26 protein-coding genes and 2 pseudogenes are annotated in these 26,806 nt (G+C 44.6%); 6 read left to right on the top strand and 22 right to left on the bottom strand.

From position 1 onward, the window contains the following. Positions 1-74: 74 nt before the first annotated feature. A pseudogene (locus DK423_RS09280) lies at positions 75-1,271 on the bottom strand (MFS transporter); the annotation flags it as partial. A 350-nt stretch (positions 1,272-1,621) separates the two neighbouring features. Here DK423_RS09280 and manX point away from each other — a divergent pair. Genes manX through DK423_RS09265 form a run of 3 tightly spaced genes read left to right on the top strand, consistent with a single transcriptional unit; the run spans position 1,622 to position 4,286 of the window. Next, a complete protein-coding gene (gene manX / locus DK423_RS09275; protein ID WP_005558264.1) occupies positions 1,622-2,620 on the top strand; it encodes a PTS mannose transporter subunit IIAB in 999 nt (332 codons plus the stop codon). Positions 2,621-2,631: 11 nt separating this feature from the next. Beyond that, on the top strand, positions 2,632-3,435 hold the full coding sequence (locus DK423_RS09270; protein ID WP_005558262.1) for a PTS mannose/fructose/sorbose transporter subunit IIC: 804 nt from the start codon (positions 2,632-2,634) through the stop codon (positions 3,433-3,435). Between the two features lie 14 nt (positions 3,436-3,449). After that, positions 3,450-4,286: a PTS mannose transporter subunit IID gene (locus tag DK423_RS09265; RefSeq protein ID WP_005558260.1), complete on the top strand. Its 837-nt coding sequence runs from the start codon at positions 3,450-3,452 to the stop codon at positions 4,284-4,286. Positions 4,287-4,466: 180 nt separating this feature from the next. On the opposite strand, the pseudogene DK423_RS09260 reads toward DK423_RS09265, so the two are convergent. From DK423_RS09260 to DK423_RS11415, 5 genes and pseudogenes are all read right to left on the bottom strand, one after another. Then, positions 4,467-6,067 (bottom strand): annotated as a pseudogene (locus DK423_RS09260) (HsdM family class I SAM-dependent methyltransferase). A 101-nt stretch (positions 6,068-6,168) separates the two neighbouring features. After that, positions 6,169-7,341: a restriction endonuclease subunit S gene (locus tag DK423_RS09255; protein WP_005558251.1), complete on the bottom strand. Its 1,173-nt coding sequence runs from the start codon at positions 7,339-7,341 to the stop codon at positions 6,169-6,171. Positions 7,342-7,509: 168 nt separating this feature from the next. Continuing rightward, positions 7,510-8,019, bottom strand: a complete 510-nt coding sequence (locus DK423_RS11420) for a hypothetical protein (protein ID WP_005558249.1) — start codon at positions 8,017-8,019, stop codon at positions 7,510-7,512. A 36-nt stretch (positions 8,020-8,055) separates the two neighbouring features. After that, positions 8,056-9,981: a DEAD/DEAH box helicase family protein gene (locus DK423_RS09250; protein WP_231102128.1), complete on the bottom strand. Its 1,926-nt coding sequence runs from the start codon at positions 9,979-9,981 to the stop codon at positions 8,056-8,058. Positions 9,982-10,002: 21 nt separating this feature from the next. Further along, complete coding sequence (locus DK423_RS11415) at positions 10,003-10,512, bottom strand: type I restriction endonuclease (protein ID WP_061885946.1); 510 nt, start codon at positions 10,510-10,512, stop codon at positions 10,003-10,005. Between the two features lie 304 nt (positions 10,513-10,816). On the opposite strand from DK423_RS11415, the gene DK423_RS09245 reads away from it, so the two are divergent. Further along, positions 10,817-11,863, top strand: a complete 1,047-nt coding sequence (locus tag DK423_RS09245; protein WP_061886533.1) for an extracellular solute-binding protein — start codon at positions 10,817-10,819, stop codon at positions 11,861-11,863. Between the two features lie 67 nt (positions 11,864-11,930). Here DK423_RS09245 and DK423_RS09240 read toward each other — a convergent pair whose 3' ends face one another. From DK423_RS09240 to DK423_RS09190, 11 genes are all read right to left on the bottom strand, one after another. Continuing rightward, positions 11,931-12,359, bottom strand: coding sequence for a F0F1 ATP synthase subunit epsilon (locus DK423_RS09240; RefSeq protein WP_005558240.1), 429 nt, complete (start codon positions 12,357-12,359; stop codon positions 11,931-11,933). 41 nt (positions 12,360-12,400) lie between these two features. After that, entirely contained in the window at positions 12,401-13,774 is a 1,374-nt protein-coding gene (gene atpD, locus DK423_RS09235; RefSeq protein ID WP_005558238.1) for a F0F1 ATP synthase subunit beta, read from the bottom strand. A 16-nt stretch (positions 13,775-13,790) separates the two neighbouring features. Next, positions 13,791-14,660, bottom strand: coding sequence for a F0F1 ATP synthase subunit gamma (gene atpG / locus DK423_RS09230; protein ID WP_005558235.1), 870 nt, complete (start codon positions 14,658-14,660; stop codon positions 13,791-13,793). Positions 14,661-14,675: 15 nt separating this feature from the next. Beyond that, a complete protein-coding gene (gene atpA / locus DK423_RS09225; protein WP_005558233.1) occupies positions 14,676-16,217 on the bottom strand; it encodes a F0F1 ATP synthase subunit alpha in 1,542 nt (513 codons plus the stop codon). 12 nt (positions 16,218-16,229) lie between these two features. Continuing rightward, positions 16,230-16,778 (bottom strand): F0F1 ATP synthase subunit delta, encoded by a 549-nt coding sequence (gene atpH, locus DK423_RS09220; RefSeq protein ID WP_061885983.1) that lies wholly within the window; start codon positions 16,776-16,778, stop codon positions 16,230-16,232. Between the two features lie 13 nt (positions 16,779-16,791). Then, positions 16,792-17,262, bottom strand: a complete 471-nt coding sequence (gene atpF / locus DK423_RS09215; protein ID WP_032996784.1) for a F0F1 ATP synthase subunit B — start codon at positions 17,260-17,262, stop codon at positions 16,792-16,794. A gap of 49 nt (positions 17,263-17,311) precedes the next feature. Continuing rightward, positions 17,312-17,566, bottom strand: coding sequence for a F0F1 ATP synthase subunit C (gene atpE / locus DK423_RS09210; RefSeq protein ID WP_005539567.1), 255 nt, complete (start codon positions 17,564-17,566; stop codon positions 17,312-17,314). A 53-nt stretch (positions 17,567-17,619) separates the two neighbouring features. Next, positions 17,620-18,408 carry a F0F1 ATP synthase subunit A gene (gene atpB, locus DK423_RS09205; RefSeq protein WP_109043963.1) on the bottom strand — a complete coding sequence of 263 codons (789 nt, stop codon included), beginning with the start codon at positions 18,406-18,408 and terminating at the stop codon, positions 17,620-17,622. Positions 18,409-18,432: 24 nt separating this feature from the next. Beyond that, entirely contained in the window at positions 18,433-18,810 is a 378-nt protein-coding gene (locus tag DK423_RS09200) for an ATP synthase subunit I (protein WP_005558225.1), read from the bottom strand. Positions 18,811-18,923: 113 nt separating this feature from the next. After that, positions 18,924-19,541, bottom strand: coding sequence for a 16S rRNA (guanine(527)-N(7))-methyltransferase RsmG (rsmG, locus tag DK423_RS09195; RefSeq protein ID WP_005558223.1), 618 nt, complete (start codon positions 19,539-19,541; stop codon positions 18,924-18,926). 58 nt (positions 19,542-19,599) lie between these two features. Next, on the bottom strand, positions 19,600-19,962 hold the full coding sequence (locus DK423_RS09190; protein WP_061886738.1) for a winged helix-turn-helix transcriptional regulator: 363 nt from the start codon (positions 19,960-19,962) through the stop codon (positions 19,600-19,602). Positions 19,963-20,116: 154 nt separating this feature from the next. Here DK423_RS09190 and DK423_RS09185 point away from each other — a divergent pair, with 154 nt between their 5' ends. Next, positions 20,117-20,974, top strand: a complete 858-nt coding sequence (locus DK423_RS09185) for an SDR family oxidoreductase (protein ID WP_005558219.1) — start codon at positions 20,117-20,119, stop codon at positions 20,972-20,974. 228 nt (positions 20,975-21,202) lie between these two features. Here DK423_RS09185 and mnmG read toward each other — a convergent pair whose 3' ends face one another. The 3 genes from mnmG to zapB form a co-directional block, all read right to left on the bottom strand. Beyond that, a complete protein-coding gene (gene mnmG / locus DK423_RS09180) occupies positions 21,203-23,092 on the bottom strand; it encodes a tRNA uridine-5-carboxymethylaminomethyl(34) synthesis enzyme MnmG (RefSeq protein WP_032996789.1) in 1,890 nt (629 codons plus the stop codon). Positions 23,093-23,518: 426 nt separating this feature from the next. Beyond that, a complete protein-coding gene (gene mioC / locus DK423_RS09175) occupies positions 23,519-23,962 on the bottom strand; it encodes an FMN-binding protein MioC (RefSeq protein ID WP_005558215.1) in 444 nt (147 codons plus the stop codon). A 57-nt stretch (positions 23,963-24,019) separates the two neighbouring features. Beyond that, positions 24,020-24,238, bottom strand: a complete 219-nt coding sequence (gene zapB, locus DK423_RS09170) for a cell division protein ZapB (protein WP_005558212.1) — start codon at positions 24,236-24,238, stop codon at positions 24,020-24,022. A gap of 195 nt (positions 24,239-24,433) precedes the next feature. On the opposite strand from zapB, the gene glpX reads away from it, so the two are divergent. Continuing rightward, entirely contained in the window at positions 24,434-25,351 is a 918-nt protein-coding gene (glpX, locus tag DK423_RS09165; protein WP_005558210.1) for a class II fructose-bisphosphatase, read from the top strand. Between the two features lie 37 nt (positions 25,352-25,388). On the opposite strand, the gene DK423_RS09160 is transcribed toward glpX, so the two are convergent. Together DK423_RS09160 and cysE are read right to left on the bottom strand one after the other, a co-directional pair. Then, entirely contained in the window at positions 25,389-25,793 is a 405-nt protein-coding gene (locus DK423_RS09160) for a hypothetical protein (RefSeq protein WP_005558209.1), read from the bottom strand. A gap of 214 nt (positions 25,794-26,007) precedes the next feature. Continuing rightward, positions 26,008-26,805 (bottom strand): serine O-acetyltransferase, encoded by a 798-nt coding sequence (cysE, locus tag DK423_RS09155; protein WP_005558207.1) that lies wholly within the window; start codon positions 26,803-26,805, stop codon positions 26,008-26,010. Position 26,806: the final 1 nt, after the last annotated feature.

Here is a 26,806-nt window from a genome sequence, read left to right as displayed (position 1 = left end):
AAAACTTTTTACCAACCACAAGTTTGTTTAGCTTAGTGAAAAAACATTTGACTTTGGGGCTGGGAGACAGTATCTACTTGTTGGATGACGCTGAGATAAGTGGAGCCGGTGCTGGCGTTGTGGTCGCTTAAGTCGCTAATGGCGAGGGTGTTGACGGCGGTGAAAATAATCGACATGGAGCAACCGTACCACGCCAGAATCAGCACCAACAGCCAAATCGGGCTTTGCTGATCTAAGAGGCTCATGGCAGCAATGGCGAAAGTCATGGAAAGTGCGGTCAAAATTAACGTCGTTTTGTAGCCGAAGCGCGACAGAATTTTTCCGGCGAAGGATTTGGTCAACACCGAACTCACAGCGATCGGCGCGAGCAGCCAACCGGCAACATCGGCGCCATAATTAAACACCACCTGCAACATGAGTGGCATTAAAAACGGAATGCCGGAACCGCTCAAGCGAATGAACAGATTGGCAACGATGCCTACCCGAAAGGTGCGAACCGCAAATATATTGAGTGACAATAAGGGATATTGCGCCCGTCGGGCATAAACATAATAAATGGAAAAACAACCTATTCCAGCAGCCAGAATCAAAGCGGTCATCCATGGGCTGACACGATCTTCGGACAATAAATCCAACCCGAGGGTCAAGCCCGCCAAGCCGCCAGCAAATAGCACGAACCCCCGCAAATCCAGTTTACCGATATTGTCCGTGCTGTTCGGCATATGTCGTCCGGCAAACCAAATGCCGAGCAAACCGATAGGAATGTTAATCAAGAAAATCCAATGCCATGTGGCGTGCGTCACCAGCCAACCGCCCACAATCGGTCCCAACACCGGGCCAATAAGCCCCGCCATCGCCATGGCGTTCCACGCGGCAACCAGTTGGGTTTTCGGCACGTTGCGAATAATCGCCAAACGCGCCACCGGCATCATCAACGCGCCGCCCAGCCCCTGCAACACACGGGACCAAATCAGCGCATTTAACGAATTGGAGGCGGCACAAGCCACGGAACCGAGTACAAAAATCGCCACCGCCACCCGAAACACATTGAGCGTGCCGTATTTATCCGCAATCCAGCCGGTGAGCGGAATAAACAAGGCAACGGTGAGGGAATAACTGATGATCGTCATTTGCATTTCCAGCGGCGATTCATGCAAATCGGCGGAAATGGCGGGCAGCGCGGTGTTCAAAATGGTGGCATCAAGGGATTGCATAAACAATGCCATGGCGGCAATTAGGGCTAAATTACGGTAATGTTGGCGCTCACTCATCGGATTTTCTCATTCTGCGGAGGCAAAAAACACCATTATTTTTCACCGCACTTTTGCGCCTTCCGTGGTAAGGAAGGTATCGTTGATTAATTTTGCCCCGTATTCTACATGATTCGCGCCGATTGCATGCAATTTAATCCGATTTTATTGTGCCAACGACAAATCGGATGATTGTTTTTTCACACAACGGCATTACGGACACACTAAAGTGCGGTGCTTTTTCTTCGTGTTTTTTATAAAAATGTGATCCTGATCACATAAAATCTACTAAAAAGCACCTAGCTTAAACGAATGAGTTGCCGGTTTTTAGGTAGAATGGTAAACGGTATAATTATCTTCAAGGAGACCAAATGACCATCGCAATTATTATCGCAACACATGGAGTCGCGGCGGAGCAACTGTTAAAAACCACAGAAATGCTCATCGGCGAACAGGAAAATGTGGCGACCATTGATTTTGTGCCCGGTGAAAACGCTGAGACTATCATGGAAAAATATCAGGCGAAACTCAGCGGCGATCTTGCCCACTGTGACCAAGTGCTGTTTTTGGTGGATACCTGGGGCGGTAGTCCGTTTAATGCGGCGAACCGCGTGTCGGAAGGCAAAGACAACATGGATATCGTCACCGGTGTGAACGTGCCGATGCTGGTGGAAGCCTTCATGGCGCGGGATGATGGTCCAAGTTTGGATGAATTGGTGGCAATCGCCTTGGAAACCGGTCGTACCGGCGTACGTGCGCTGCGTTATCAGGAACAGGAAACCGAACCGACTGTGCCGACAGCGGCAGCTCCGGCACAACCCGCCGCGCCTCAAGCAGAACCGCAACCTGCGGTGGTCACACCGAATCAGGAAGGGCATTTGGAAATCGGTTTGGCACGTATTGACGACCGCTTGATTCACGGGCAAGTGGCAACCCGTTGGACGAAAGAAAGCCGCGTATCGCGTATTGTGGTCGTGAGCGATGAGGTGGCGAAAGACACCGTGCGCGCTACCATGCTGAAAAGCGTTGCACCGCCCGGGGTCACCGCCCATGTGGTAAATGTGGACAAAATGGTGCGGGTTTACAACAACCCGGAATATGCCGGCGAGCGCATGATGTTGCTATTTACCAATCCGACGGACGTATTGCGCCTTTCCGACGCGGGCATCGATTTTAAATCCATCAACGTGGGCGGCATGGCGTATCGCGACGGTAAAAAAATGATTACCAGTGCGGTGTCCGTGGACGACAAAGATATTGCCGCATTTAAAGCCCTCGATGCCAAAAATATTGAACTAGATGTACGTAAAGTTTCAAATGACAGCCGCCAGTACATGATGGATTTATTAAAGAAAAATAACTTACTTTAAAGGAAATAATTATGGAAATTACCACTTTACAAATTATTCTGGTGTTTCTGGTCGCCTGTATTTGCGGCGCAGGATCGATTCTTGACGAATGGCAAACACAACGCCCGTTAATTGCCTGTACCTTAGTCGGCTTAGCGTTGGGCGATATTAAAACCGGTATCATTATCGGCGGGACCTTGGAATTATTGGCGTTAGGCTGGATGAACATCGGCGCAGCGGTGGCGCCTGATGCGGCACTGGCTTCCGTGATTTCAACCATTTTGGTTATCGTCGGTAGACAAGAAATCTCTACCGGGATTGCGGTGGCGATTCCGCTTGCCGCCGCCGGTCAGGTGTTGACCTATATCGTGCGCGCCATCACCGTGGGTTTCCAGCATGCCGCGGATAAATCAGTGGAAGACGGCAGCCTGGCGCGTTTGGACTGGCTACATTGCAGCGCGCTAATGTTACAAGCCATGCGTATCGCCATTCCGGCGCTGATCGTCGCCTTAACCGCCGGTACTGATGAAGTTCAAAGAATGCTGAACGCCATTCCTGACGTAGTGACAACCGGGCTTAAAATCGCCGGTGGCTTCATCGCCGTAGTCGGTTACGCCATGGTCATCAACATGATGCGCGCAGGGCATTTAATGCCATTCTTCTACGCGGGCTTCGTCATCGCCGCTTATACCGAATTCAATCTGGTTGCCCTCGGTGTATTAGGCATCGTGATGGCGGTGTTATACATCCAAATGCAGCCAAAATATAACCAAAGCAAACAAGTCGTACAGGTAACAACTGCCGCCGGCAACGACCTGGATAACAGACTGGATTAATAAGGAGCGATAACATGACAACCGAAATAAGAAAAGTAACAAAAAGTGATTTGAATGCCGTCGTAATGCGCTCTAATCTGTTCCAAGGTTCATGGAACTTCGAACGCATGCAGGCGCTGGGCTTTGCCTATTCCATGGTGCCGGTAATTAAACGGCTATACCCGGTACAGGATTCGCAAGAACGCAAAGACGCCATTAAACGCCACCTGGAATTTTTCAACACCCAGCCTTTCGTCGGCGCCCCCGTATTAGGCGTGGCAATTGCCATGGAAGAACAGCGTGCCAATGGCAAACCGGTGGAAGATGCCGCCATCAACGGGATTAAAGTGGGTCTCATGGGTCCCCTTGCCGGTGTAGGTGACCCGATTTATTGGGGGACCGCACGCCCGGTTTTCGCCGCACTCGGCGCAGGCGTGGCATTAAATGGTAGCATTTTAGGGCCGATTCTGTTCTTCGTTTTATTTAACCTCGTGCGTCTCGCCACCCGTTACTACGGCGTAATTTACGGCTACCGTAAAGGGTTGGACGTGGTCAGCGACATGAGCGGCGGCTTATTGCAAAAACTTACCGAAGGCGCGTCAATCCTCGGTTTGTTCATCATGGGCGCCCTGGTGCAAAAATGGACCAGTATTAACGTACCGTTAGTAGTTTCCACCATCACAAAACAAAACGGCACTGTTGAGGTCACCACCGTACAAAGCATCTTAGACAGTCTCATGCCGGGCTTACTGGCGTTGTTGCTCACCTTCGCCTGTATGTGGCTGTTGCGCAATCGGGTAAACGCCCTATGGATTATCGTCGGCTTCTTCGTCATCGGCATCTTCGGCGCCTGGACAGGCACCCTGGCGTAATTGATCAACAAATTAGAGGAACATAAAATCCGCGCTGAATTCGTTTAAATAACGCGCGGGTTTTTATTTGATAAAAGAAAGGTGCGGTGGTTTTTTCCAGTGTTTTTCACATTGAAAAACGCTCTGAAAATAGACCGCACTTTATCATCTCTTCTTTCTACTCAGACGAGAGTTTTATTGCTACTTTTCCCCAAACCTCAACATCTGCAACTTCTCCCCAATTTCCCGCTCCAATTCGACAGACTCCGCAAAAAGCCGGTCCAAATCAGCGGAAAACGCCGCCATTTTCTGCTCGAACTCATCGGCGGAAATATCCACATAATCGATTTTCACCTCGAAATACTGCCCTGCCGAGAGGCTGTAGTTTTTCGCTTGGATTTCATCGTAGCCTACTGCCACGCTGAAATCTTCCACTGCCTGCTTGTCCGTACGTTTGGCAGATTTTTTGTTCTTCTTCGCGGGAAAGTACGGTTTTTTGGTTTTTGCCGTCTTTGATTTTTTCGCCCAAGCCCGACGCGTCGATTAAGACCACTTTGTCTTTATTGGTTTTGTCGATAAACAGGATGGAAACATTGGTTCCCGTGGTGGCGAAAATATTGGAAGGCATGAACACCACGCCGGCGAGCATTTTATTGTCCACCAGATATTCGCGGATTTTTCTGTCTATGCCCGATTGGGCGGTAATAAAGCCCGTCGGCAATACAATCGCCGCCTTGCCGTTTTCTTTCAGGCTGAACAGGATATGTTGGATAAAAAGCTGGTAGATTTCTATCTTATCCGTATCTTTCGCCTTGATTTTCGGAATCCCCGCAAAAAAACGTTCGCGGTTTTCCGCGCTGTCCAATTGGTCGCGGAAATCGCTGAAATCCAATTTAAACGGCGGATTGGAAACGATGAAATCGAATTTTTTCAGACGACCTGTTTTGTCCTTGTGGTAGGGCGACAAAATCGTATTGCCCTGAATCACATTGTTCAGCGAATGCACCAGATTGTTCAAAATCAGATTCAGGCGCAACAGGTTGGACGATTTTTGCGAAATATCCTGCGTATAAATCATACATTTGTCTTCGCCGATGGCGTGCGCCACGTTCATCAGCAATGTTCCCGAACCCGCCGACGGATCGTACACGTCCACGCTGCATCTGACCGCGCAACACCTGCGGCACCAGAATATCCCCCATAATCCGTGCCACTGCGTGCGGCGTGTAATATTCGGCATATTTGCCGCCCGAATTGCTGTTGTAGTCTTTAATCAGGTATTCGAAAATCGTGGCAAAAAAATCGAATTTTTGCGCAAAAATTGTCTCGAAGCTGAAATCCGCCAATTTGGAAATCAGCGCACGGCAAAAATCGTCGCGGCGGTTTTCATCGGCGATATATTGGCCGATGCGCTCGAACAGCACGATTTTCGCCCCGCCCTCGGTTTTCACCGCGAATACCTCTGCATTATGCGCGGCAATGTCGATTAAGGTATCGTCGAACAATTTGGCAAAATCCGCATCGTTTTGCCTTTGCGACAGATAGCGGATGGAATGCTCTGGCTTCAATACCGCCGTTTTGCTCTGAATCTCCATATCGACGAATTCCATCGGCTCGCCGGGCTTTTCTTCGAGGATTTTTTTGACTTCGAAATCGTATTTGTCGTTTAAGAATTTATACAGAAAAGCCTGACTGATGATTTTGAACTCGTTGCCGTCGTTGCCCAAGCCGTAGTGGGCACAGATGGTTTTCAGGCTGTCGATTAAGGTTTTGGTTTGTTCGGTGAAATACAGTTCGGTCATTTTTTTGGTTCGTTTGTTTTTTATTTCGGTTTTAGCTTCACATGGCGGACTGAAAAGCGCGGTCGGATTTGGAAGCCCCAGGCCGGGCATTAATGCCCGAACTACTCTTCCGCCACGGAAACCTGCCCGTTCATCAGCATGGGCAGCAGGAAATCGCGCAATTGGGTCAGGTGGTGGTTTTGTTTTTGCATTATTAGAATTTTTTGAAAAATAGGCTCAATAATTTCTTCCAATCTTTCTAATAGACTATTAGATGGAATACAAATATATGCTTGTTTTAAATGGTCTTGGGTAATATGTCCCATTGTTGTTTTTCTTAAATCAGCTATCATTTTAAAATGTTTTAAGTAATTCAATAATTCAAAATAATAGAAGTATTTTGGGTATACCGCAGAAGTTACTTTGAAAATATGCTGATTTAGCGCACCTTTACCTTGCGACCAAATTTTAATTTCCAAAGTTGCAGACCAAGAAAATAAAATATCTCCGTCATCAATAATTGCTTCTTTTGGGATGTCTGTGCTTGCTCTTTCAGTATTTGAAGAAATACCTTCATTCATTTCTCTGATTTTAATAACTGAAAAAAAATCAGAAAATTCATTCTCAGGGCGATATTTTTGTAAAGCTAATCCATTAAAATATTTTGCTATTTTCCATAAACTCTTCACCTCCCACCCCTTCGGAATCTCCCGTTTCAGGGTTTCGTCAAAGACCATTTCGCCGCCGGAGGATTTGTAGGGTTTGCCGTTCGCGTCGGGGAAGTCGAACTGCACGAACCAGTAGTCGTACAGGGTTTTCGCCATCTCTTCCAAGCGCGCGTTGATTTGTTTGTTCAGGGCGATTTTTTTGTCCAAGGCGGAGAGGACGGCGACGATCGATTGTTGGGTTTTGAGGTCGGTGAACGCTCTGATTTTTAACGGATGCAGATGATTTCGGTTCATGGTTGGAACACCAGAACCAGTTTTATATTCATTTAATTTTAAATTTTTCAATAGGTAATAAATATATTGGACGTTATTACCCTTAAAATCTTTTACATACAATGCTGTATTATGCGGAAAAAAGTTTTTTGTTATTAAATGCGGAATACCGACTGTTCCACTTCTCCCAATCGTGATTCCAGGTGCTTTAACTTTATATTCATTGTGATAACCCAAAATTCCGTTGGAAGATTGAACAGGATATTCGCCTTTTACAAAAGCATCTTTTGGTAAATCATATCCACGTTGGAACTCTACCAAATCACCTAAAATACAATCTTGTAATTCATTCATAAAATTTTATTTCTCTTCAAAGATCATCTGAAAATATTCTCAATATCCAACCGCACTTTTTCAGGATACCTACCATATTGATACTCTGTTATTTTTTCAGGTTCGGCAATATAACGTTCGCCTTTGCCTTGCAGCAGTTGTAACCCTAAAGTTTACAACTGAACCGCCCTATATCTGCCGCCCGCCCTCTTGCAAGTATTCGCGCACCAGCAGGCGGTTGATGGCTTGGATGTCTGCAGGTTGGACGGGGAATTTTTGTTCTGTCCGAAAGCGTTTCAGTACAATGCCCTGCATTTGTTTTTCAAAGTAGGTTTGGTTGTCCAATATCTGTTCCATATCCAGCACTTTTTGGTCGGCATCAGTTTTTACGCCGTTGAGCGCGTCGAAGACTTTTTGTTTGTCGCCGTAGAGGGCAGGGTTTTCCAGCAGGCGTTTGTGGATGCGGGCGTATTTGGCGTCGCCGTGGTATTTGTGCCGCAGTAGGTCGTTTTTGCGGTTGAGCTCTTTGATTTTGGCATAGACGGTTTCGAGTATGCCGATGTTGGTTTTCATGTCGTCTTGTCCGACTTCGGCGAGGTTCTTTTTCTTGAAGATGCGTTCCAGTTCTTCGCGCAGGCTGATGAATTCGGGGTCTACTTGGTCGAAGTTGCCCGCCAGCCCTTCGCGGACTTTGCGCATGATATCTTTTAAATCGTCGGCGAGTTTAAGCTCGGCTTAGCCGGTTTTGACGAAGTGGAACCAGATGTCTTCCAGGGCTTCGTTGAGCAGGTGTGCGGTGTCGCCCTGTTGTAGTTTTTCGAAAAGGTTCAGGGTGTCGATGCGGGCGGCGGTTTCGCGGTATAGGAGGTTGAGTTTGTCGAAATCGAGATGCTCTAGAAATTCATAGTCGCCTTGCAGGCGCAGGATGTTATACAGCTCTTTGGCGGTTTGCAGGGCTTTTTTGAGGGCGAGCAACTGGGTTTTGTCTTTTATTTGGTTGATTTGGCTGAAAAAGACCTCGGCGTTTTCAGTGTCGAAGTCAAACAGAGCGGCTTTGATGTTGGCGATTTCCTGTTCGATTTCTTCGGCGGTTTTGAAAAGTTGGCTGTAGCTGCCGATTTCGTCGCCCAACTCGTTGGTCAGCTCGTCCCAATAGGCGCGGTTGGTTTTGTCGAATTCGCTTTGGATGTCGGCAAAATCGACGACGTAGCCGTAGCGGTAGTTTTTGTAGGTGCGGTTGACGCGGGTGAGGGTCTGTAAAAGGTTGTGGGCTTTGATGAGTCTGCCCAAGTAGAGTTTTTTCAGGCGCGGAGCATCAAAGCCGGTCAGCAGCATGTTGTACACGAAAAGAAGGTCTGTTTTGCCGGCTTTGAAGTCTTTGACCCATTGGTCGCGCTCGTCTTTGCTGCCGACATCGTGCAGTATCAGGGTGGCGGTGAATTTGTGGTCCGAGGTCGTCTGAAAATGGGCGTACATCTGCCGCGCCTGCTCTGCGCTGTCGCAGATAATCATGGCGCCCGTGCTGTCGTCTTGGTTGGTTTTGCGGAATTTGACGAAGTCGTCGAGGATGTAGTCGAGCATCGGGCGAACGAAGTGCGGATGGGCGTAGATGACTTTGCGCTCAAAGCTGCCTTTTTCGATTTCAAGCTGCGCCAATGTTGCCTGCAATTGGGCTTTGTACCGGCAGCTGATGGCTTCGCGGATGAGGCGCAGGGTGTAGCCGTCGGCGATGGAGGCGTTGTAATAGTATTTGTGGATGTAGTCGCCGAAGAGTTCGCGGGTGTTGACGCTGCCTGCAGTTACGCCGATAAGCGGCGTGCCGGTCAGCCCGATTTTGACGGCGTTTACGTCGGACTGGTTGAGGTTGGCTAAAAATGAGCCTTTGGGATTGTAGCTGCGGTGTACTTCGTCGAGGAAATAGACGCGCTGGATGGCGAGGTTGTAGTCGTTTTTAGCGACGACGTCGGGGTCGTCTTTGAATTTTTGGATGTTGACGACGGTGATTTCCGCTTTGCCGGAATGGTTGTGCAGGGTTTGGGCGGATTTGATGTCGGCGGCGAAGGCTTCGCGGCTGTCGATGGTGTGGACGACGAGGTCGCGGGCGGTAAATTCCTGCTGCGCCTGTTTCAAGAGGTCGATCCTGTCCACGATGAAATAGAATTTGGGCACGATGCCCTGTTTGGCGTAATGGCGGGTCAGATAGCGGGTGCTGTAGTAGGCAAGCGCGGTTTTGCCGGAGCCTTGTGTGTGCCAGATGACGCCTTTTCTGCCGCCGTTGGTCAGGTGTTTTTCAGTGGCGTAGGCGGCGAAAAGCTGCGGATAGCGCATGATGTGTTTTTGTATGCCGTTTTGTGTTTCGACGTATGCCAAGCCGTATTGCAGGAGAAAGGCGAGGCGGTCGCGGCACAGCAGAGAGGTCAGGATGCGGTTGGTTGGTGTGTCGGGAGATTTGTTGCTGACAAATTCGGGACTGTGTTTGATGACAGACAGGTTGTTGTCTTGCAGGACGGTGTTTGCAAGGTCGTCTGAAAGGGTGTCTAAAAGCTCGGCAAGGTTGAGTTTGTGTTCTTCGCGGAAGTAGTTGAACGCGGGGCTGCCGTAGGCGGATGAGGCGTAAAACGCGCCCTGCGCCGGCTCGGTTGCGCCGTCGTCGTATTCCATGTTGTTGGAAAAAACCATGAATTAGGTGATGTTGATAAAGCGGCGGAACTTGGGATTTTGCGCGCGCTTTGCCATCCGCTCGCGTTCTGCGCCGATGCCGCCTTTGTTGTTGGGCTTTTTGACTTCGACAAAGATCAGCGGCATACCGTTTACCAGCAGGGTAATGTCGGGGCGGAATTCTTCGTCGCCGTTGATGCAGGGCAGTTCGGTTACGACGTGAAAACGGTTGTTGTCGAAATTTTGGAAATCGATCAGCTTGATGCCGGAGCGGCTTATGAGGCGTTCGTAAAATTGTTGCCCCAAGTCTTCGTTGTCCAGCTCGATGGTGATGTCGGTCAGCAGGCGGCGTGTGTCATCCGGCGATAGGTTGGGATTGATGCGGCACAGGCTCTCGGTGAAGATGTCGGGAAAGATATTGGTCTGCTTGTCCCATGTTACGGTTTTTAGCGAAAGATAGCGGTAGCCCAGCCGCATCAGGTGCAGTACGGTGGGGATTTTTACACGGGAGTTTTCGTTGTGGGTTTGGGACATAGTTTTTCCTGACTGATTACCTTTTTGTTGGCTATTATATAATATTTTTACACAGGCGAAATCATCTATACCTTATCGATCTTTCAGACAACTTTGTTTTAAAAAAGTACAGAGGGAAATTTTAACCACTTCGAAAATCAGAAATAATCAAAAAACCCACCGCACTTTATGGGCAAAACGGCGCAATGCCTTCATAAAACTACGGGACAAGCGTTTAAAATCTGCTATACTGCCCGCCGAGTTTTTACTCAGTTTCCTGATAAAATTTAACCGCTCGCTATTTTTAGCTCCGGAGGACAATAAATTGAAAAATTTGTTTGCAAAAACATTAAAATCCCTTTGTTTAGCCCTAACTTTCCTTTCCACCACCACTTTTGCGCAAGAAAAACTTTACGTTTATAACTGGACCGACTACGTTCCTTCCAATCTCATTGCCGAATTTACTAAAGAGACCGGCATTGAAGTGATTTATTCTACCTTTGAAAGCAACGAGGAAATGTACGCCAAACTTAAACTGATTTCCGACAATGCCGGTTATGACTTGGTTTTCCCGTCCAGCTATTATGTGAACAAAATGGCGCAAGACGGTATGCTGCAAAAATTGGATCATGGCAAGTTAAGCAATTTCAAACAAATTCCGGACAATTTATTGCACAAAGATTTCGACCCGAATAACGACTATTCCCTGCCCTATGTGTACGGTTTAACCGGTATCGCTGTGAACTCGGAAGATATTGACGTCAACAAAATCATCAGCTGGTCAGATTTGTGGAACCCGGAATACAAAGGCAAAGTATTGCTCACTAGTGATGCGCGCGAAGTGTTTCATGTGGCGTTATTGTTAGACGGAAAATCACCGAACACCACCAACGAAGACGAAATCAAAGCCGCTTACGAACGGTTGGAAAAATTATTGCCGAACGTCGCCGTGTTTAACTCCGACTCGCCGGAAGTACCTTATGTGCAGGGCGAAGTGGCGCTGGGCATGATTTGGAACGGTTCCGCCTATATGGCACACCGTGAGAACGAAAATATTCAATTTGTTTATCCGAAAGAAGGCGCCATTTTCTGGATGGATAACTATGCCATTCCGAAAAGCGCGAAAAATGTCGAAAACGCCTATAAATTCATCGACTTCCTGCTACGTCCGGAAAACGCCAAAGTGGTTCTGGAGCGCTTGGGTTATTCCATGCCGAACAACGGCGTAAAACCATTAATCTCGCCGGAAATGGCAAACAACCCGACCTTATTCCCGCCGGAAGAGCAGGTGGAAAAAGGCATTATTCAAGGCGATGTGGGCAACGCCATTGATATTTATGAAAAATATTGGAATAAGTTGAAAACGAATTAATTAGGGATAGTAAAAAAGTGCGGTGGTTTTTCACCGCACTTTTTATTTTTTATGATTACTAATAAAATCAGCGTTTAGATTTCATTAATTGTTCTGTCAGTTCATAAGCACGAAGTTTTGCCAATTCTTTAGAAAGTTTGGACATTAACACTTCGTAATCCGCATCGTGGTGGTGCTGACGAATGTTTTCTTCGGCACGTTTCTTCGCAGCAAGAATGCGTTCGCTGTCAAGTTCTTGACCTCGAATGGCGATATCCGCAAGGACGGTAACCACAGTCGGTTGCACTTCTAAGAAACCACCGGAAACATAGATAACTTCTTCGCTATCATTTTCCAACGTCAGCTTAACAATACCCGGCTTAATCGCCGTTAGTAACGGGGCGTGGCCCGGTAAAACACCGAGCTCGCCTTCAATACCGGTCGCTTGAACGCTTTTCACGTTGCCGGAAAAGATTTGTTGTTCTGCACTTACCACTGTTAAATTAAATGTTGCCATGTTTTTCTCCTTCAAGTTTGATATGCATCAGCTTGAAGTGATTACATATTTTTGGCCTTTTCTAGCGCTTCGTCGATGGAACCGACCATGTAGAACGCCTGTTCCGGAATATGGTCGTACTCACCGCTTAAAATACCTTTAAAGCCGCGAATAGTTTCTTTTAACGGAACATATTTACCCGGTGAACCTGTAAATACTTCAGCAACAAAGAATGGTTGTGATAAGAAACGTTCGATTTTACGCGCGCGCGCTACCACTAATTTATCTTCTTCGGATAATTCGTCCATGCCAAGAATCGCGATGATGTCTTTCAATTCTTTGTAACGTTGTAAGATACCTTGTACGCCACGAGCGACATTATAGTGTTCTTGACCGACAACCAACGGATCCAATTGACGGGATGTAGAGTCTAACGGGTCAACCGCAGGATAAATACCCAAAGATGCAATTTGACGGCTCAATACGACGGTGGAGTCTAAGTGTGCGAAGGTAGTTGCCGGAGACGGGTCGGTTAAGTCATCCGCAGGAACGTAAACCGCTTGTACGGAGGTGATGGAACCGGTTTTGGTTGAAGTGATACGTTCTTGTAACACACCCATTTCTTCCGCAAGGGTCGGTTGATAACCCACCGCTGACGGCATACGACCTAAAAGAGCGGATACTTCGGTACCAGCAAGGGTATAACGATAGATGTTATCCACGAAGAACAATACGTCGCGACCTTCGTCACGGAATTTTTCCGCCATGGTTAAACCGGTTAAAGCAACACGTAAACGGTTACCCGGCGGCTCATTCATTTGACCGTAAACCAGAGATACCTTATCCAATACGTTGGAATCTTTCATTTCGTGGTAGAAGTCATTACCTTCACGGGTACGTTCACCTACACCGGCGAATACGGAATAACCGGAGTGCTCAATAGCAATATTACGGATTAATTCCATCATATTTACGGTCTTACCTACACCCGCACCACCGAACAAACCGACTTTACCCCCTTTTGCGAATGGGCAGATTAAGTCGATAACTTTAATACCGGTTTCTAATAATTCGGTACTGTTTGATTGTTCTTCGTAGCTTGGTGCCGAACGGTGGATTGACCAACGCTCTTCTTCACCGATTGGACCTTGTTCATCGATTGGTTCGCCCAATACGTTCATAATACGACCAAGGGTTTTTGTTCCTACCGGCACTTGAATCGGGTCATTGGTATTTTCTACTTTTAAACTGCGTTTTAAGCCATCGGAGGCACCCAGTGCGATACAACGCACCACACCACCACCTAATTGTTGTTGAACTTCAAGGGTTAAGCCTGTTTCAACTTTTAATGCATCATAAACTTTTGGTACTGCATCTTGTGGAAATTCGACGTCAATCACCGCACCGATGATTTGTACAATTTTACCTGTCGCCATTACCGTTCCTCTTCTATTAAATCGCTGCCGCGCCGGCAACAATTTCATTTAATTCATTTGTGATACTTGCTTGACGAGCTTTGTTATACACCAACCGCAAATCATTAATTAAATTACCTGCGTTATCCGTTGCTGCTTTCATCGCTACCATTCGAGCCGCTTGTTCTGAAGCTAAATTATCTACAACCGCTTGATAAACCTGAGATTCTAAATAACGAACTAAAAGACTGTCTAATAGTACCTTCGGATCAGGTTCGTAAATATAATCCCATGCCTGTTGTCTTTCGCTTAAGTGATCGTTTTCCATTTCCGGTAAAGGAACTAATTGTTGTACAACCGGTTTTTGCGACATCGTATTAATGAATTTATTGTATGCAATATAAATGGCATCAATTTCACCATTACGATAGGCATCAAACATGGCATTCGCCACACCAATTAATTCTTCCAAAGCCGGGTTATCACCCAAACCGGAAAGTTGCCCTTTTACATTAAAACCAAGAGAACGGAAAAAACTAATCCCTTTAGAACCGATTAAACCAAGTTCGGTAGCGGCATTCTGTGCTTTCCAAGCCTTAATTTGGTTAAGCGTGGCTTTAAACAAATTAACGTTTAAACCACCGCACATTCCACGATCGGTAGAAATAACCAAAATGCCGACTTTTTTCACTTCGCGTTCCACTAAGAACGGGTGTTTGTAACCGATACTGGCTTTAGACACATGACTGATAACATTACGGATAGTTTCAGAATACGGACGAGATGCCGCCATACGGTCCTGCGTTTTACGCATTTTCGAGGTTGCAACCATTTCCATTGCCTTGGTTATTTTCTGCGTACTTTGTACGCTGGCAATTTTGGTTTTTATCTCTTTTGCACCTGCCATCTTGTTTCTCCGTTACTACCAAGCACTGTTAGCTTTGAAACTATCTAAAATACCTTTTAACGTATCTTTGATTTCGTCATTATAGTTACCGGTTTTGGTCAGTTCTTGCATAAACTCGGCATAATTACGATTTGCATAATCTAAAAGTGCGGTCTCAAAACTTGCAATTTTTGATAATTCCACATCGTCTAAATAACCGAACTCAACAGCAAATAACACAACGGCTTGTTCTGCAACGGAAAGTGGCGCAAATTGTTTTTGTTTTAGCAATTCGGTTACTTTTTCACCGTGAGAAAGTTGTTTACGGGTTGCATCATCAAGATCGGATGCAAACTGTGCAAACGCTGCCAATTCACGATATTGCGCAAGCGCGGTACGAATACCACCGGCTAATTTTTTGATAACTTTAGTTTGTGCCGAACCACCTACACGGGAAACCGAAATACCCGGGTTTACCGCAGGACGAATACCGGAGTTAAATAGGTTGGATTCCAAGAAAATCTGACCGTCGGTAATCGAAATGACGTTGGTTGGAACGAACGCGGAAACGTCACCCGCTTGTGTTTCGATAATCGGAAGTGCGGTTAAAGAACCGGTTTTACCTTTTACTTCGCCGTTAGTAAATTTTTCTACATATTCTTCATTTACACGGGAAGCACGCTCAAGTAAACGTGAGTGTAAATAGAATACATCACCCGGATAAGCTTCACGACCCGGCGGACGACGTAATAATAAGGAAATTTGACGGTAAGCAACCGCTTGTTTGGAAAGATCGTCGTAAACGATTAACGCATCTTCACCGCGATCACGGAAATATTCACCCATTGCACAACCGGCATAAGGGGCTAAATATTGTAATGCGGCAGATTCGGAAGCAGAAGCGGCAACCACGATAGTGTTGGCTAACGCGCCATGCTCTTCTAATTTACGCACCACGTTAGCAATAGTTGATGCTTTTTGACCGATTGCAACATAGATACATTTAATGCCGGAATTACGTTGGTTGATGATAGCATCGATAGCCAATGCGGTTTTACCGGTTTGACGGTCACCGATAATCAATTCACGTTGTCCACGACCGATTGGCACCATGGAGTCAACGGCTTTATAACCGGTTTGAACAGGTTGATCAACGGATTTACGTTCAATTACACCCGGTGCAATGACTTCAATTGGAGAAAAACCGTCATTTTCAATTTCACCTTTACCATCAATCGGTTGACCAAGCGTGTTTACCACACGGCCCAATAAACCACGACCTACCGGCACTTCAAGAATACGACCGGTACACTGTACTTCCATCCCTTCCGCAAGATCGGCGTAAGGACCCATTACCACTGCACCAACAGAATCTCTTTCTAAGTTTAATGCCATTGCGTAGCGATTTCCCGGTAATGCAATCATCTCACCTTGCATCACTTCACTTAAACCGTGAATACGGATGATACCATCACTGACTGAAACGATTGTTCCCGTATTACGCGCTTCGCTTTCTACATTAAACTGGGCAATGCGTTTTTTTATTAATTCACTAATTTCAGTTGAATTTAGTTGCATCTTCTAATCCTCTTATAATTGCAACTCATTTGCCAGACGGGTAAGTTGCCCGCGACTACTTCCGTCAATCACAAAATCATCTGTACGAATGATAACCCCGGCAATCAGTGAGTTATCAATGTTGCAATTTAACTTAATTTTACGGGCTAATTTTTTTTCCATTGCGGCAGCAATTTTTTCTTGTTGCGCGACACTTAATGGTTGAGCTGAGGTGACCTGAACTTCCGTAATTGCGTTATATTCCTCAACATAATGTTGGAATTCTTTGAATACTGCCGGAAAGACAGTTAAACGCTTATTTTCAGCCATTAACCGAATCAAATTTTGCCCATATTGATCTATTTGTTCACCACAAATTGCGATCACCGTATCCGCCAGTTTCTGTGCGGAAAAAGAGCTTGTTAAGAAATCTTTCATGGTGTCGTTTTCAACCACTTCAGCAAGAAAACCTAACATTTCTCCCCATTTTTCCACCGCACTTTTGTCAACCGAACGCTGTTCTACGGCAAAATCAAATGCTGCTTTAGCATAAGGGCGAGCTATGGTAGTTAATTCTGACATAAGCTCAACCTTCTTATAGTTCTGCAACTAATTTATCAATAATGTCATTGTTTGCCGCTTCATCAATAGAACGACCCACAATTTTTTCTGCACCGGCAACAGCCAAAGACGCCACTTTAATACGCAATTCTTCTTGAACACGTTTACGTTCGGCTTCCACTTCCGCATAGCCTTGTTCAATAATTTTCGCTTTAAGTTCTTCAGCTTCGTTTTTAACTTCGTCCAATACTTCGTTACGACGTTTGTTGGCAGCGTCCAAAATTTCCTGTGCCTGAATTTTGGCTTTAGAAATTTCTTGTTCAACAAGGGTTTTGGCATCTGCTTGTTCTTTTTTTGCCGCTTCCGCCGAAGCTAAAGCATTTGCAATTTGGCTTTGACGCGTTTCAATTGCCTTAATAATTGGCGGCCAAACAAATTTCATACAGAACCATACAAATAGAGCGAATGAAATGAGCTGACCAATTAATGTTGCATTTAAATTCACAACGTCCTCCTTAATCTGCTTGCTTCACGTTGATAAGCAAATAAGGTGATTATTGTAATAAACCGATGAATGGGTTTGCAAAAATGAAAAGTAAAGAAATACCAACTGCAATCATCGCAATCGCATCCAAAAGACCTGCCACGATAAACATTTTAGTTTGTAGGCTTGAAGCAAGTTCCGGCTGGCGGGCTGATGATTCTAAGAATTTACCGCCTAAGATAGCGAAGCCGATTGCCGTACCCAATGCAGCGAATGCAAGAAGGATAGATGCACCGATAATTGTAGCTGTAATTACAGTTTCCATAATGTTCTCCAATAGAAGTTAAGTTTTTAGCCCTAGAGCCGGTTAATAAAAAATTAATGTTCTGCTTTGTTATAAGCAATACTCAAATAAACCACTGTCAACATCATAAAGATGAATGCTTGTAACGTAATAACCAAAATATGGAAAATCGCCCAAGCAAGGTGTAATGGAATCCCTAATGCCGCAATCGCCATATTGGCGGAATACATAACGGCAATAAGAATAAAGATTAATTCGCCCGCATACATGTTACCGAACAAACGGAAACCGAGAGAAATCGGTTTAGCCAATAACGTCACCGTTTCAAGAATAAAGTTTACGGGAATAAACGCCCAGTGATTAAACGGATGCAAGGTATATTCCTTAACTAAACCGCCAGCACCCTTGGATTTTACCGTATAGAAAAGAATCAGGAAGAAGACACAGATAGACATCCCCAACGTGGCACTGATATCTGCCGTAGGAACGGCTCTTAAATAGTGAATACCGAATAAACCGGCAAGTTGCGGAAGGAAATCAACCGGAATTAAGTCGATGGCATTCATAATGAACACCCAACAGAAAATAGTCAGAGCAATCGGCGCAACCACATCGCGCGGGCCATGGAAATTTTCTTTAACGATGCCGTTAACCCAACCTACCAGGATTTCCACCAGACATTGCAATTTTCCCGGCACCCCCGGCGTTGCTTTTTTAGCAACCCGTCTGAAAATAAAAAGGAAAATAACGGCAGACAGAATAGAGAAAAATAAGGTATCAACGTGAATATTCCAGAAACCGTCTCCCGTTTTAAGGAAGAACAAGTGGTGACCGATATATTCTGAAGTTGTTTGTTCAGACATAGTTAACCCTTTGTAAAATAAAACTTAAGACCTGTTCAGCAAAAATGGGATGATATTATTTAGCATTAATGCTGTAAAAAAACCTGTAAAGAAAACAATAAAATATGTTACCGAAAGCCATTTAAACGAAAAAATAATCAATAAAATCGTCAACACAAATTTAATGGCTTCACCGCGATAAAGTGCGGTTAATTTTTTTGATAAATCCTGATTGCGATAAAAAACAACATACACAAAGATAGAAAAAGGTATGAACGCGGCAAAAAATCCTAAGCAGAAATCAACCGCACTTTGGGTATTGGCTAACAACGCAATAATAGAGCTCAAAACAAGACCGACGAAAAATTCAATGTAAATAGATTTTTTATATTTGGTTCGGGCTTGTGCTAAAACTCTGGACATAACTTTTTTAAACCTTAAAACGGAGCAATTATACCCTTGAAAAAATGAGATTCAACTCAAAAGCACTCAAAAAGTGGTAAATGAACTACAACAAAAGATAGTTAACAAAAATTTTACTTTTTAGTCAAAAGTATCAAATGTCGTTCACCGATAAGCGTTGGGACCTCAAGAGGAATCACATTTTCAATCTGAAATTGATCACTTAAATTTTGTACTTCTTCCTGCTGATAAATACCTTTTAACGCATAAAACATACCATCGGATTTGGGTAAATGCCGGCACCATTCGGTCATGTCTTTTAAAGAAGCGAAAGCACGACTTAATACGCTGTCGAATTTTTCTTCCGGTTGATATTCTTCCACACGGCTTAAAACCGGCGTAACGTTTGTTAGTCCCAACTCACGCACCGCATTACGAATAAAGCTGATACGCTTGCCCAGGCTATCCAACAACACAAACCGCTTATCGGGGTTAATGATCGCCAACGGCAAGCCGGGCAAGCCCGGACCGGTACCTACATCAATAAAACGATCTCCTTGTAAATAAGGGCTAACCACGAGGCTATCCAAAATATGTTTCACCAACATGTCTTGCGGATCGCGCACGGAGGTTAAATTATAGGCTTTATTCCATTTGTTTAATAAATTGACGAGATCGATCAACTGCTGTTTTTGTTGATCGCTTGGTTGAATCTTTGCTTGTGCAAGGAGGCTGTCTAATTTAGCTTTCATTGATGAGATACTCTTTTTAAGAATACCGCACATTCTACTTGAAAGTGCGGTCAGTATTCTATGCATTTTTCGCTTGTTGCTGCAAAATCCTGCTCAAATTGCTTTCCAGCCAATCCACCAATTCAAACATTTTACTTGACGCCTCCGAACCAAATTCCGTCAGCGTGTAATCCACCTGCGGCGGCACGGTATTATAGGATTTGCGAACTAACATACCGTCCGATTCCAATTCTTGTAAGGTCTTCGTCAGCATTCGCTCACTCACGCCGTCAATGGCGCGACGCAATTCGCTAAAACGTTTGGTACCGGAATGCAGACTCACCAATACCAACGCGCCCCAACGGCTGGTTAAATGCTGTAATATCTGCCGTGAAGGACAAGCTAAAGCCAAAACATTGCCACGTTCAAAAATATTTTCCATTTTTATTTCCTTAAAAATCAATTAATTATAAATAAATTTAAAAATTTTCCAAAACTTACGTTTATGTAAGTACTTCTCAAAAGTAAGTAATGTAATTATTATAGTTGCCATCGACTAATACGGTCAACCATCCCACTACCAGGAGGAAAACAACATGACAAACAAAATTATCGCCATTACAGGTGCAACAGGTCAATTCGGTGCCATCGCATTAGATTTATTAAAAGCAAAAAACGTCAACGTTATCGCCCTCGTGCGTTCCCCGGAAAAAATTTTAGGTGTGGAAGCACGCAAATTTGACTATTCAAAAGTGGAAGGTCAAGTGGAAGCATTGCAAGGCGTAGATACCTTAATTTTAGTATCAAGCAACGAAATTGGACAACGTTTCGCACAACACAATAATGTTATTGAATCAGCCAAAAAAGCAGGCGTGAAACGTATCATCTATATTAGTTTTATCAACGTTAACAAAGAAAATAATGTACGTTTATTATCAGATGAATACATACAAACCGAAGCCGCATTAAAAGCATCAGGTATTACTTACACCATTTTACGCAACGGCTGGTACACCGAAAACCACACCGCTTTTATTCCTGCAGCATTGGAAAATAACGCTTTCTACGGTTCGGCAAAAGAGGGACGTATTTCATCCGCCAGTCGTGCAGAACTTGCTGAAGCAGCGGTAAATGTGACATTAGGTGAAGGTTATGACAACCAAACTTACGAACTTGCCGGCTCAACCAGTTGGACATTAGCGGATTTAGCTGCAGAAATCAGTAAACAAACAGGCAAAGAGATTCCTTATGTCGATCTTCCTGCCGCAGATTATTCAGCGGCGCTTATAAAAGCAGGCTTGCCTGAAGATTTTGCAAGGTTAACTGCAGAATGTGATGTGGACGCATCAAATGGTGCATTATTTTCAGAGGATAAAACCCTTGAGAAATTACTTGGTCACCCAACCACAAAATTAGATGTGGCAGTGAAACAAGCACTACAACTTTTACCATAACAGGGTTTGATACTTAACCGAGGGTACTCACTATCCTCGGTTTTTAACCTTGGGCTGGCAAAAATGCGTGATAAGCTTAGCCAATCTCATCTCATCGCCCCGCACATTTACTTCTGATAAGGCAACATAACCCGATTAGCCATCAAAATTTGTGTTGCATGAGATCGGGTCAATTATTTATGAAAACGTCTGCTAAACCGACCGCACTTTTTTGTTTTTAGTGAAAGATTATTCCCCGCGCTTTAGCATCCCTTGTTTTTTCAAGTTCACTAAAATGATGGAAATTGCCGCCGGTGTGATGCCGGAAATTCGGCTTGCTTGACCAATAGACACCGGGCGATGTTGTTCTAGCTTCGCGCGCACTTCGTTTGATAAACCGGAAACTTTAGCATAATCAAACTGCGCCGGAATAGCCGTGTTTTCGTGGCGTTTTTGTTTTTCGATTTCTTCTTCTTGGTGCTCAATATAGCCTTGATATTTAATGGCAATTTCCACCTGTTCCACCGCTTCTTTATCTTCCATTGCCGGCTGATAAGGGGTGAGAGAAGTCAAAATTTCATAATTCATTTCCGGACGGCGCAATAAATCTTCGCCGTTAGCTTCGCGCACCAGTGGGCTGCCCAACACTTTATTCGCTTCTTCCAGATATTCCGAACGCGGGTGTAGCCAAATACTGCGTAAGCGTTGGCGTTCAAGCTCAATGTTTTCCATTTTTTGGTTAAAACGCGCCCAACGCGCCTCATCAATCAACCCAAGTTCATGGGCAATCGGCGTTAAACGAATATCGGCGTTATCTTCGCGTAGCAACAAGCGATATTCCGCACGGGAGGTAAACACGCGGTACGGTTCTTTGGTACCAAGGGTGCAGAGGTCGTCCACCAACACACCGATATAAGCCTGATCGCGACGCGGGAACCACGCGTCTTTTTCCTGCACATAAAGCCCGGCGTTAATTCCGGCGAGCAAACCTTGCGCCGCCGCTTCTTCATAACCGGTTGTGCCGTTAATTTGTCCAGCAAAGAATAACCCCTGAATGGATTTGGTTTCCAATGTCGGTTTTAAGTCACGTGGATCAAAATAATCGTATTCAATGGCATAGCCCGGTTTCACAATCCGTGCATTTTCCAAGCCTTTCATGGAATTGACAATGCCCATTTGCACATCAAACGGCAAACTGGTGGAAATACCGTTCGGGTAAATTTCGTTACTGGTTAAGCCTTCCGGTTCCAAATAGATCTGATGAGAATTGCGATCGGCAAAACGCATTACTTTATCTTCAATAGACGGACAATAACGCGGACCAATTCCTTCGATCACGCCTGTGTACATTGGGCTGCGATCCAAATTATTGCGGATCACCTCATGGGTTTTTTCGTTGGTATGGGTAATAAAACACGGAATTTGGCGGGGATGTTGATCGACCGATCCCATGAACGAAAATACCGGCAATTGCACATCGCCATGTTGTTCGGCAAGCACGGAAAAATCAATGGTACGTGCGTCAATACGTGGCGGCGTACCGGTTTTTAAGCGATCCACCCGTAAATTGAGATCACGCAAACGCTGTGCCAATATCACGGAAGCCGGATCACCTGCACGCCCGCCGGTATAATTTTCCAAACCAATATGGATCTTACCGGCGAGAAAAGTGCCAGCAGTGAGAATTACGGCTTTGGCATGAAATTTCAGCCCCATTTTGGTCACTACGCCCGTAGTACGATCTTGTTCAATTAAAATATCCGTGGCTTCTTGTTGAAAAATATCCAAATTCTGTTGATTTTCAAGGGCGATACGCACCGCTTGGCGATATAACACACGGTCTGCCTGTGCACGTGTTGCACGCACCGCCGGGCCTTTACTGCTGTTTAAGGTACGAAATTGAATACCCGCCTTATCCGCCGCGGTTGCCATTAAACCGCCCATGGCATCAATTTCTTTGACCAAATGCCCTTTGCCGATCCCGCCAATCGCCGGATTACAGGACATTTGCCCTAAGGTATCCACATTATGCGTAAGCAACAGGGTTTTTAACCCCATGCGTGCAGGTGCCAATGCGGCTTCGGTTCCTGCATGGCCGCCACCGATCACGATGACATCATAGGTTTCTGTATAAAACATCATTATTTTTTTATCTCTTACATTCTGTGACGGATCCTCTGATCCTTTTAAAAATTGGTTGCTATTCTACTGAAAATCCTGTGAGGATAAAAGGTCAGTTTGTGGGGAACGGAAGACGGGATCCGACGTTAATAAATAATAAGATCTTTATCTATATATAAAGTTTATTATTACTATAATTAGGATCGACGAAAACCTTGGATAAGATCTTTTTTATGTGGTAAATGAAAGAGATGGATCATGTTACAAGTTGTTAAGATCTTACCGATCCACCCTCAAATTTCTTGTGGGTAACTTTGTTATTTATCCACAGTTAGATCTTTTGTAAAATTTATTCATGTTATAAAAACAGATTTTTCACAATTTTATGTGAAGTTATCCACAAGAGTTTTGAGAAAATGATTGATTTTATTTTGAGCAAAAAGATTAAAGATGTTGCACAAAGTTAGGTAGCCAGTCTTCCGCACATTGTTCCTGATCGGCTTCCGTTAAGACATCAATACGCAAAGCGTCGGTAATTTTGACCGCGCTTTTTGTCAGCAAAGTCTGCTCTACTGTATCCACCGCAAAACAGAAGGTATCGTAATCGGAGTTGCCCAAGCCAATGACGGCAAATCGTAAACCCGAAAGATCCGCATCACCGGTCTTGAGTTCGTCAAATAGCGGTTTTAGGTTATCCGGCAATTCGCCAGCGCCGTGGGTGGAGGTGACCACCAACCACAGTTTTTCATTAATGACTTCGTCTAAAGAGGGTCCGTGCAGAAGTGCGGTGCTGAAACCCTGTTGTTGTAATACGCTTTCCAAGTGTTCGGCAACATATTCGGCGCCACCTAATGTGCTGCCGGTAATTAAGCAAATTTTAGGCTGCATTTTCTCTCCTAAAAAAGAAGGCTTAGATAAACTAAACCCTTGTTTAAAAATAAATAGTTAGATGCTGTCGGTGATACCTAAAAGCGAACGTAAACGTTCTTGAATATTTTGGTGTTCGCCTCTTAATTGTTCGTTTTCACCGCGTAGTGCATCATTTTCTTGTTGTGCTCTGCCATTTTTTTCTCTTAATTCATCCACTTCCAATTGAAGCAACTGAATGGTTTCGACAGCTTGTTTAATCTTGTTTTCTAACTGGTCTAGAATTTCTAGTGACATAGTAATTTCCTCTAAAACAAATGGATGTAAAGTGGCCATATTCTACCTTACTTAATCGTCTTTTTTAAAGAAAAGAATCGCATTATCTGCTAATTAATTCTTTTCGCTAAAATTTTCTCTTAAATTTTAGTATGCAATCGTTTGCTTAGTGCTAAAATAAGCCGATTTCACATTTTTGATTTTAAGGGATAGATCATGAACAGAGCATTAGCCATTGAATTTTCAAGAGTTACGGAAGTTGCCGCGTTAGCCGGTTTTGCTTGGTTGGGACGCGGAGATAAAAATGCGGCGGACGATGCGGCGGTGAAAGCCATGCGCTATATGCTGAATTTGATTCATATGGATGCGGAAATCGTGATTGGCGAAGGGGAAATTGATCAGGCGCCGATGTTGTATATCGGTGAAAAAGTCGGTTCCGGCATGGGCGAGTTGGTGTCCATTGCCGTTGATCCTATTGACGGTACACGAATGACGGCAATGGGGCAGTCTAACGCCATTTCCGTGCTGGCGGCAGGGGGTAAAAATACCTTTTTAAAAGCGCCGGATATGTACATGGAAAAACTGATGGTGGGGCCGGAAGTGAAAGGCTTGATTGATTTGAATTTGCCTATTGAACAAAATTTGCGTCGTGTTGCTTCTAAATTAGGCAAATTATTGTCCGATTTAAGTGTCATGGTGTTGGATAAACCCCGTCATAGCACGGTGATTGAAAAAATGCACGAATTGGGCGTACGCGTATTTACCATTCCTGACGGCGATGTTGCCGCTTCCGTTTTATGCTGTTTGCCGGAAGCGGAAGTGGATATGGTTTACGGTATCGGCGGTGCGCCGGAAGGCGTTGTGGCGGCGGAGGAAGTTCGCCGTTGTCAGGAAATGGGCGTAGAAGTGAACACCGTATTGCAACTGGAACAACTGGTGCGTGATGATAATTTGGTGTTTGCCGCAACGGGTATTACCAATAGCGATTTATTAAAAGGTATTCATCGTAAAGGTAATTTGGCAACAACGGAAACCTTATTAATTCGTGGCAAATCCAGAACTATTCGTCGTATTCAATCCACCCATTATTTAGACCGAAAAGACACCGCACTTTATCGTTTAATTAATGCCTAATGATAAAAATAAAGCCGGTAATAACACCGGCTTTTATTTATTTTATTTTGAGTAAATATCGCTTTTTAAATAATTTCGGCGAATAACTCATATTTCCGTAAATACCCCATTGAAGGTCGATGTAAATGTCGCCTTGAAGTTGCGGTTTTCCTTCGATTATCACAAGATTTTGCGCTAAGTCAGCCTGTTTATTGAACAGGTATTTTCCCGTTATTCCCGAGTTTTCCGGCGAAATTGTCATTTTTACCGAGGTTTCAATCGCTTTTCCGTTGGCTAGTTTATCAATATCGATGACATAGCGGTATTCGCTATCCTTTTGTATTTCGCCAAGGTATTCATCTTCTAATTTATCCGTATTATTTCCGCAGGAAATAACAAAAAATAAGCTGATAAAAAAGACAAATAGGTATTTTACATTTGAAAATAATGATTGCTTTTGCATTATAAGTTATCCATCTAAAATTGGTTTTTAAATTTAAAAATAACAAAAAAACTAACCGCACTTTAATGCGTCTAAAGTGCGGTTATAAAATCCAACGGATTTCGAACGTTGGCTTTGCCAACGGCCCTATCGGGACGAATAATCGAACTTGATTCGATTGCGAGTCATTTTTACGGTGTTTTTGATTTAATAGTTTTTGATTTAATAATGGAAATCAGATATTCAGTTCCATACCAAGATCAATAAAGTTTTGGTTCATATCAAATGCCGGTTTGGCATCTTTATCTTTACCAATGATTCGTGCAGGTACACCCGCTGCGGTGGCATATTCCGGCACCGGTTGCAACACTACGGAATTAGAACCAATTTTAGCATATTTTCCCACTTCAATGTTGCCTAAAATTTTTGCACCGGCGCCTATCATCACGCCTTCACGCACTTTTGGATGCCGATTACCGGATTCTTTACCTGTTCCGCCTAAGGTAACCCCTTGTAAAATAGATACATTATTTTCAATGACCGAGGTTTCGCCCACCACAATGCCGGTGGCATGGTCAAACATAATGCCATGCCCGATTTTTGCTGCGGGGTGAATATCCACGTCGAATGCGACGGAAATTTGGTTTTGCAGATAAATCGCCAGGGCTTTGCGGTTTTGTTGCCATAAATAATGGGTGATGCGATAACTTTGTAAAGCGTGAAAGCCTTTTAAATAAAGCAACGGCGTGGATAATAATTCAACCGCCGGGTCACGTTGACGCACAGCCATGATGTCGCAGGCGGCGCATTCGATAATGCCGGGTTTTGCCTGATAGGTTTCTTCGATGATTTCACGTAATGCGATGGCGGGCATAATCGTATTGGCTAATTTATTGGCTAAAATGTAGCTTAATGCACTGCCTAAATTGTGATGTTTTAAGATCGTCGAATGAAAAAAACTGGCAAGCATAGGCTCGTTATCGACGAGCTGTTTCGCTTCCTGACGAATATTTTGCCAAACTTCTAATGACATG

It is taken from the genome of Aggregatibacter actinomycetemcomitans (genome assembly GCF_003130205.1).
GTDB lineage: Bacteria > Pseudomonadota > Gammaproteobacteria > Enterobacterales > Pasteurellaceae > Aggregatibacter > Aggregatibacter actinomycetemcomitans_A.
This window is presented reverse-complemented; position numbering and strand designations above follow the sequence as displayed.

Bases quoted from the DNA above. Each gene is read 5' to 3' on its own strand.
- manX (WP_005558264.1), top strand. From the start codon at position 1,622: ATGACCATCGCAATTATTATCGCAACACATGGAGTCGCGGCGGAGCAA.
- DK423_RS09270 (WP_005558262.1), top strand. From the start codon at position 2,632: ATGGAAATTACCACTTTACAAATTATTCTGGTGTTTCTGGTCGCCTGT.
- DK423_RS09265 (WP_005558260.1), top strand. From the start codon at position 3,450: ATGACAACCGAAATAAGAAAAGTAACAAAAAGTGATTTGAATGCCGTC.
- DK423_RS09255 (WP_005558251.1), bottom strand. From the start codon at position 7,341: ATGAATGAATTACAAGATTGTATTTTAGGTGATTTGGTAGAGTTCCAA.
- DK423_RS11420 (WP_005558249.1), bottom strand. From the start codon at position 8,019: ATGCGCAAAGTCCGCGAAGGGCTGGCGGGCAACTTCGACCAAGTAGAC.
- DK423_RS09250 (WP_231102128.1), bottom strand. From the start codon at position 9,981: ATGGAATACGACGACGGCGCAACCGAGCCGGCGCAGGGCGCGTTTTAC.
- DK423_RS11415 (WP_061885946.1), bottom strand. From the start codon at position 10,512: ATGTCCCAAACCCACAACGAAAACTCCCGTGTAAAAATCCCCACCGTA.
- DK423_RS09240 (WP_005558240.1), bottom strand. From the start codon at position 12,359: ATGGCAACATTTAATTTAACAGTGGTAAGTGCAGAACAACAAATCTTT.
- atpD (WP_005558238.1), bottom strand. From the start codon at position 13,774: ATGGCGACAGGTAAAATTGTACAAATCATCGGTGCGGTGATTGACGTC.
- atpG (WP_005558235.1), bottom strand. From the start codon at position 14,660: ATGGCAGGTGCAAAAGAGATAAAAACCAAAATTGCCAGCGTACAAAGT.
- atpA (WP_005558233.1), bottom strand. From the start codon at position 16,217: ATGCAACTAAATTCAACTGAAATTAGTGAATTAATAAAAAAACGCATT.
- atpH (WP_061885983.1), bottom strand. From the start codon at position 16,778: ATGTCAGAATTAACTACCATAGCTCGCCCTTATGCTAAAGCAGCATTT.
- atpE (WP_005539567.1), bottom strand. From the start codon at position 17,566: ATGGAAACTGTAATTACAGCTACAATTATCGGTGCATCTATCCTTCTT.
- atpB (WP_109043963.1), bottom strand. From the start codon at position 18,408: ATGTCTGAACAAACAACTTCAGAATATATCGGTCACCACTTGTTCTTC.
- DK423_RS09200 (WP_005558225.1), bottom strand. From the start codon at position 18,810: ATGTCCAGAGTTTTAGCACAAGCCCGAACCAAATATAAAAAATCTATT.
- rsmG (WP_005558223.1), bottom strand. From the start codon at position 19,541: ATGAAAGCTAAATTAGACAGCCTCCTTGCACAAGCAAAGATTCAACCA.
- DK423_RS09190 (WP_061886738.1), bottom strand. From the start codon at position 19,962: ATGGAAAATATTTTTGAACGTGGCAATGTTTTGGCTTTAGCTTGTCCT.
- DK423_RS09185 (WP_005558219.1), top strand. From the start codon at position 20,117: ATGACAAACAAAATTATCGCCATTACAGGTGCAACAGGTCAATTCGGT.
- mnmG (WP_032996789.1), bottom strand. From the start codon at position 23,092: ATGTTTTATACAGAAACCTATGATGTCATCGTGATCGGTGGCGGCCAT.
- mioC (WP_005558215.1), bottom strand. From the start codon at position 23,962: ATGCAGCCTAAAATTTGCTTAATTACCGGCAGCACATTAGGTGGCGCC.
- zapB (WP_005558212.1), bottom strand. From the start codon at position 24,238: ATGTCACTAGAAATTCTAGACCAGTTAGAAAACAAGATTAAACAAGCT.
- glpX (WP_005558210.1), top strand. From the start codon at position 24,434: ATGAACAGAGCATTAGCCATTGAATTTTCAAGAGTTACGGAAGTTGCC.
- DK423_RS09160 (WP_005558209.1), bottom strand. From the start codon at position 25,793: ATGCAAAAGCAATCATTATTTTCAAATGTAAAATACCTATTTGTCTTT.
- cysE (WP_005558207.1), bottom strand. From the start codon at position 26,805: ATGTCATTAGAAGTTTGGCAAAATATTCGTCAGGAAGCGAAACAGCTC.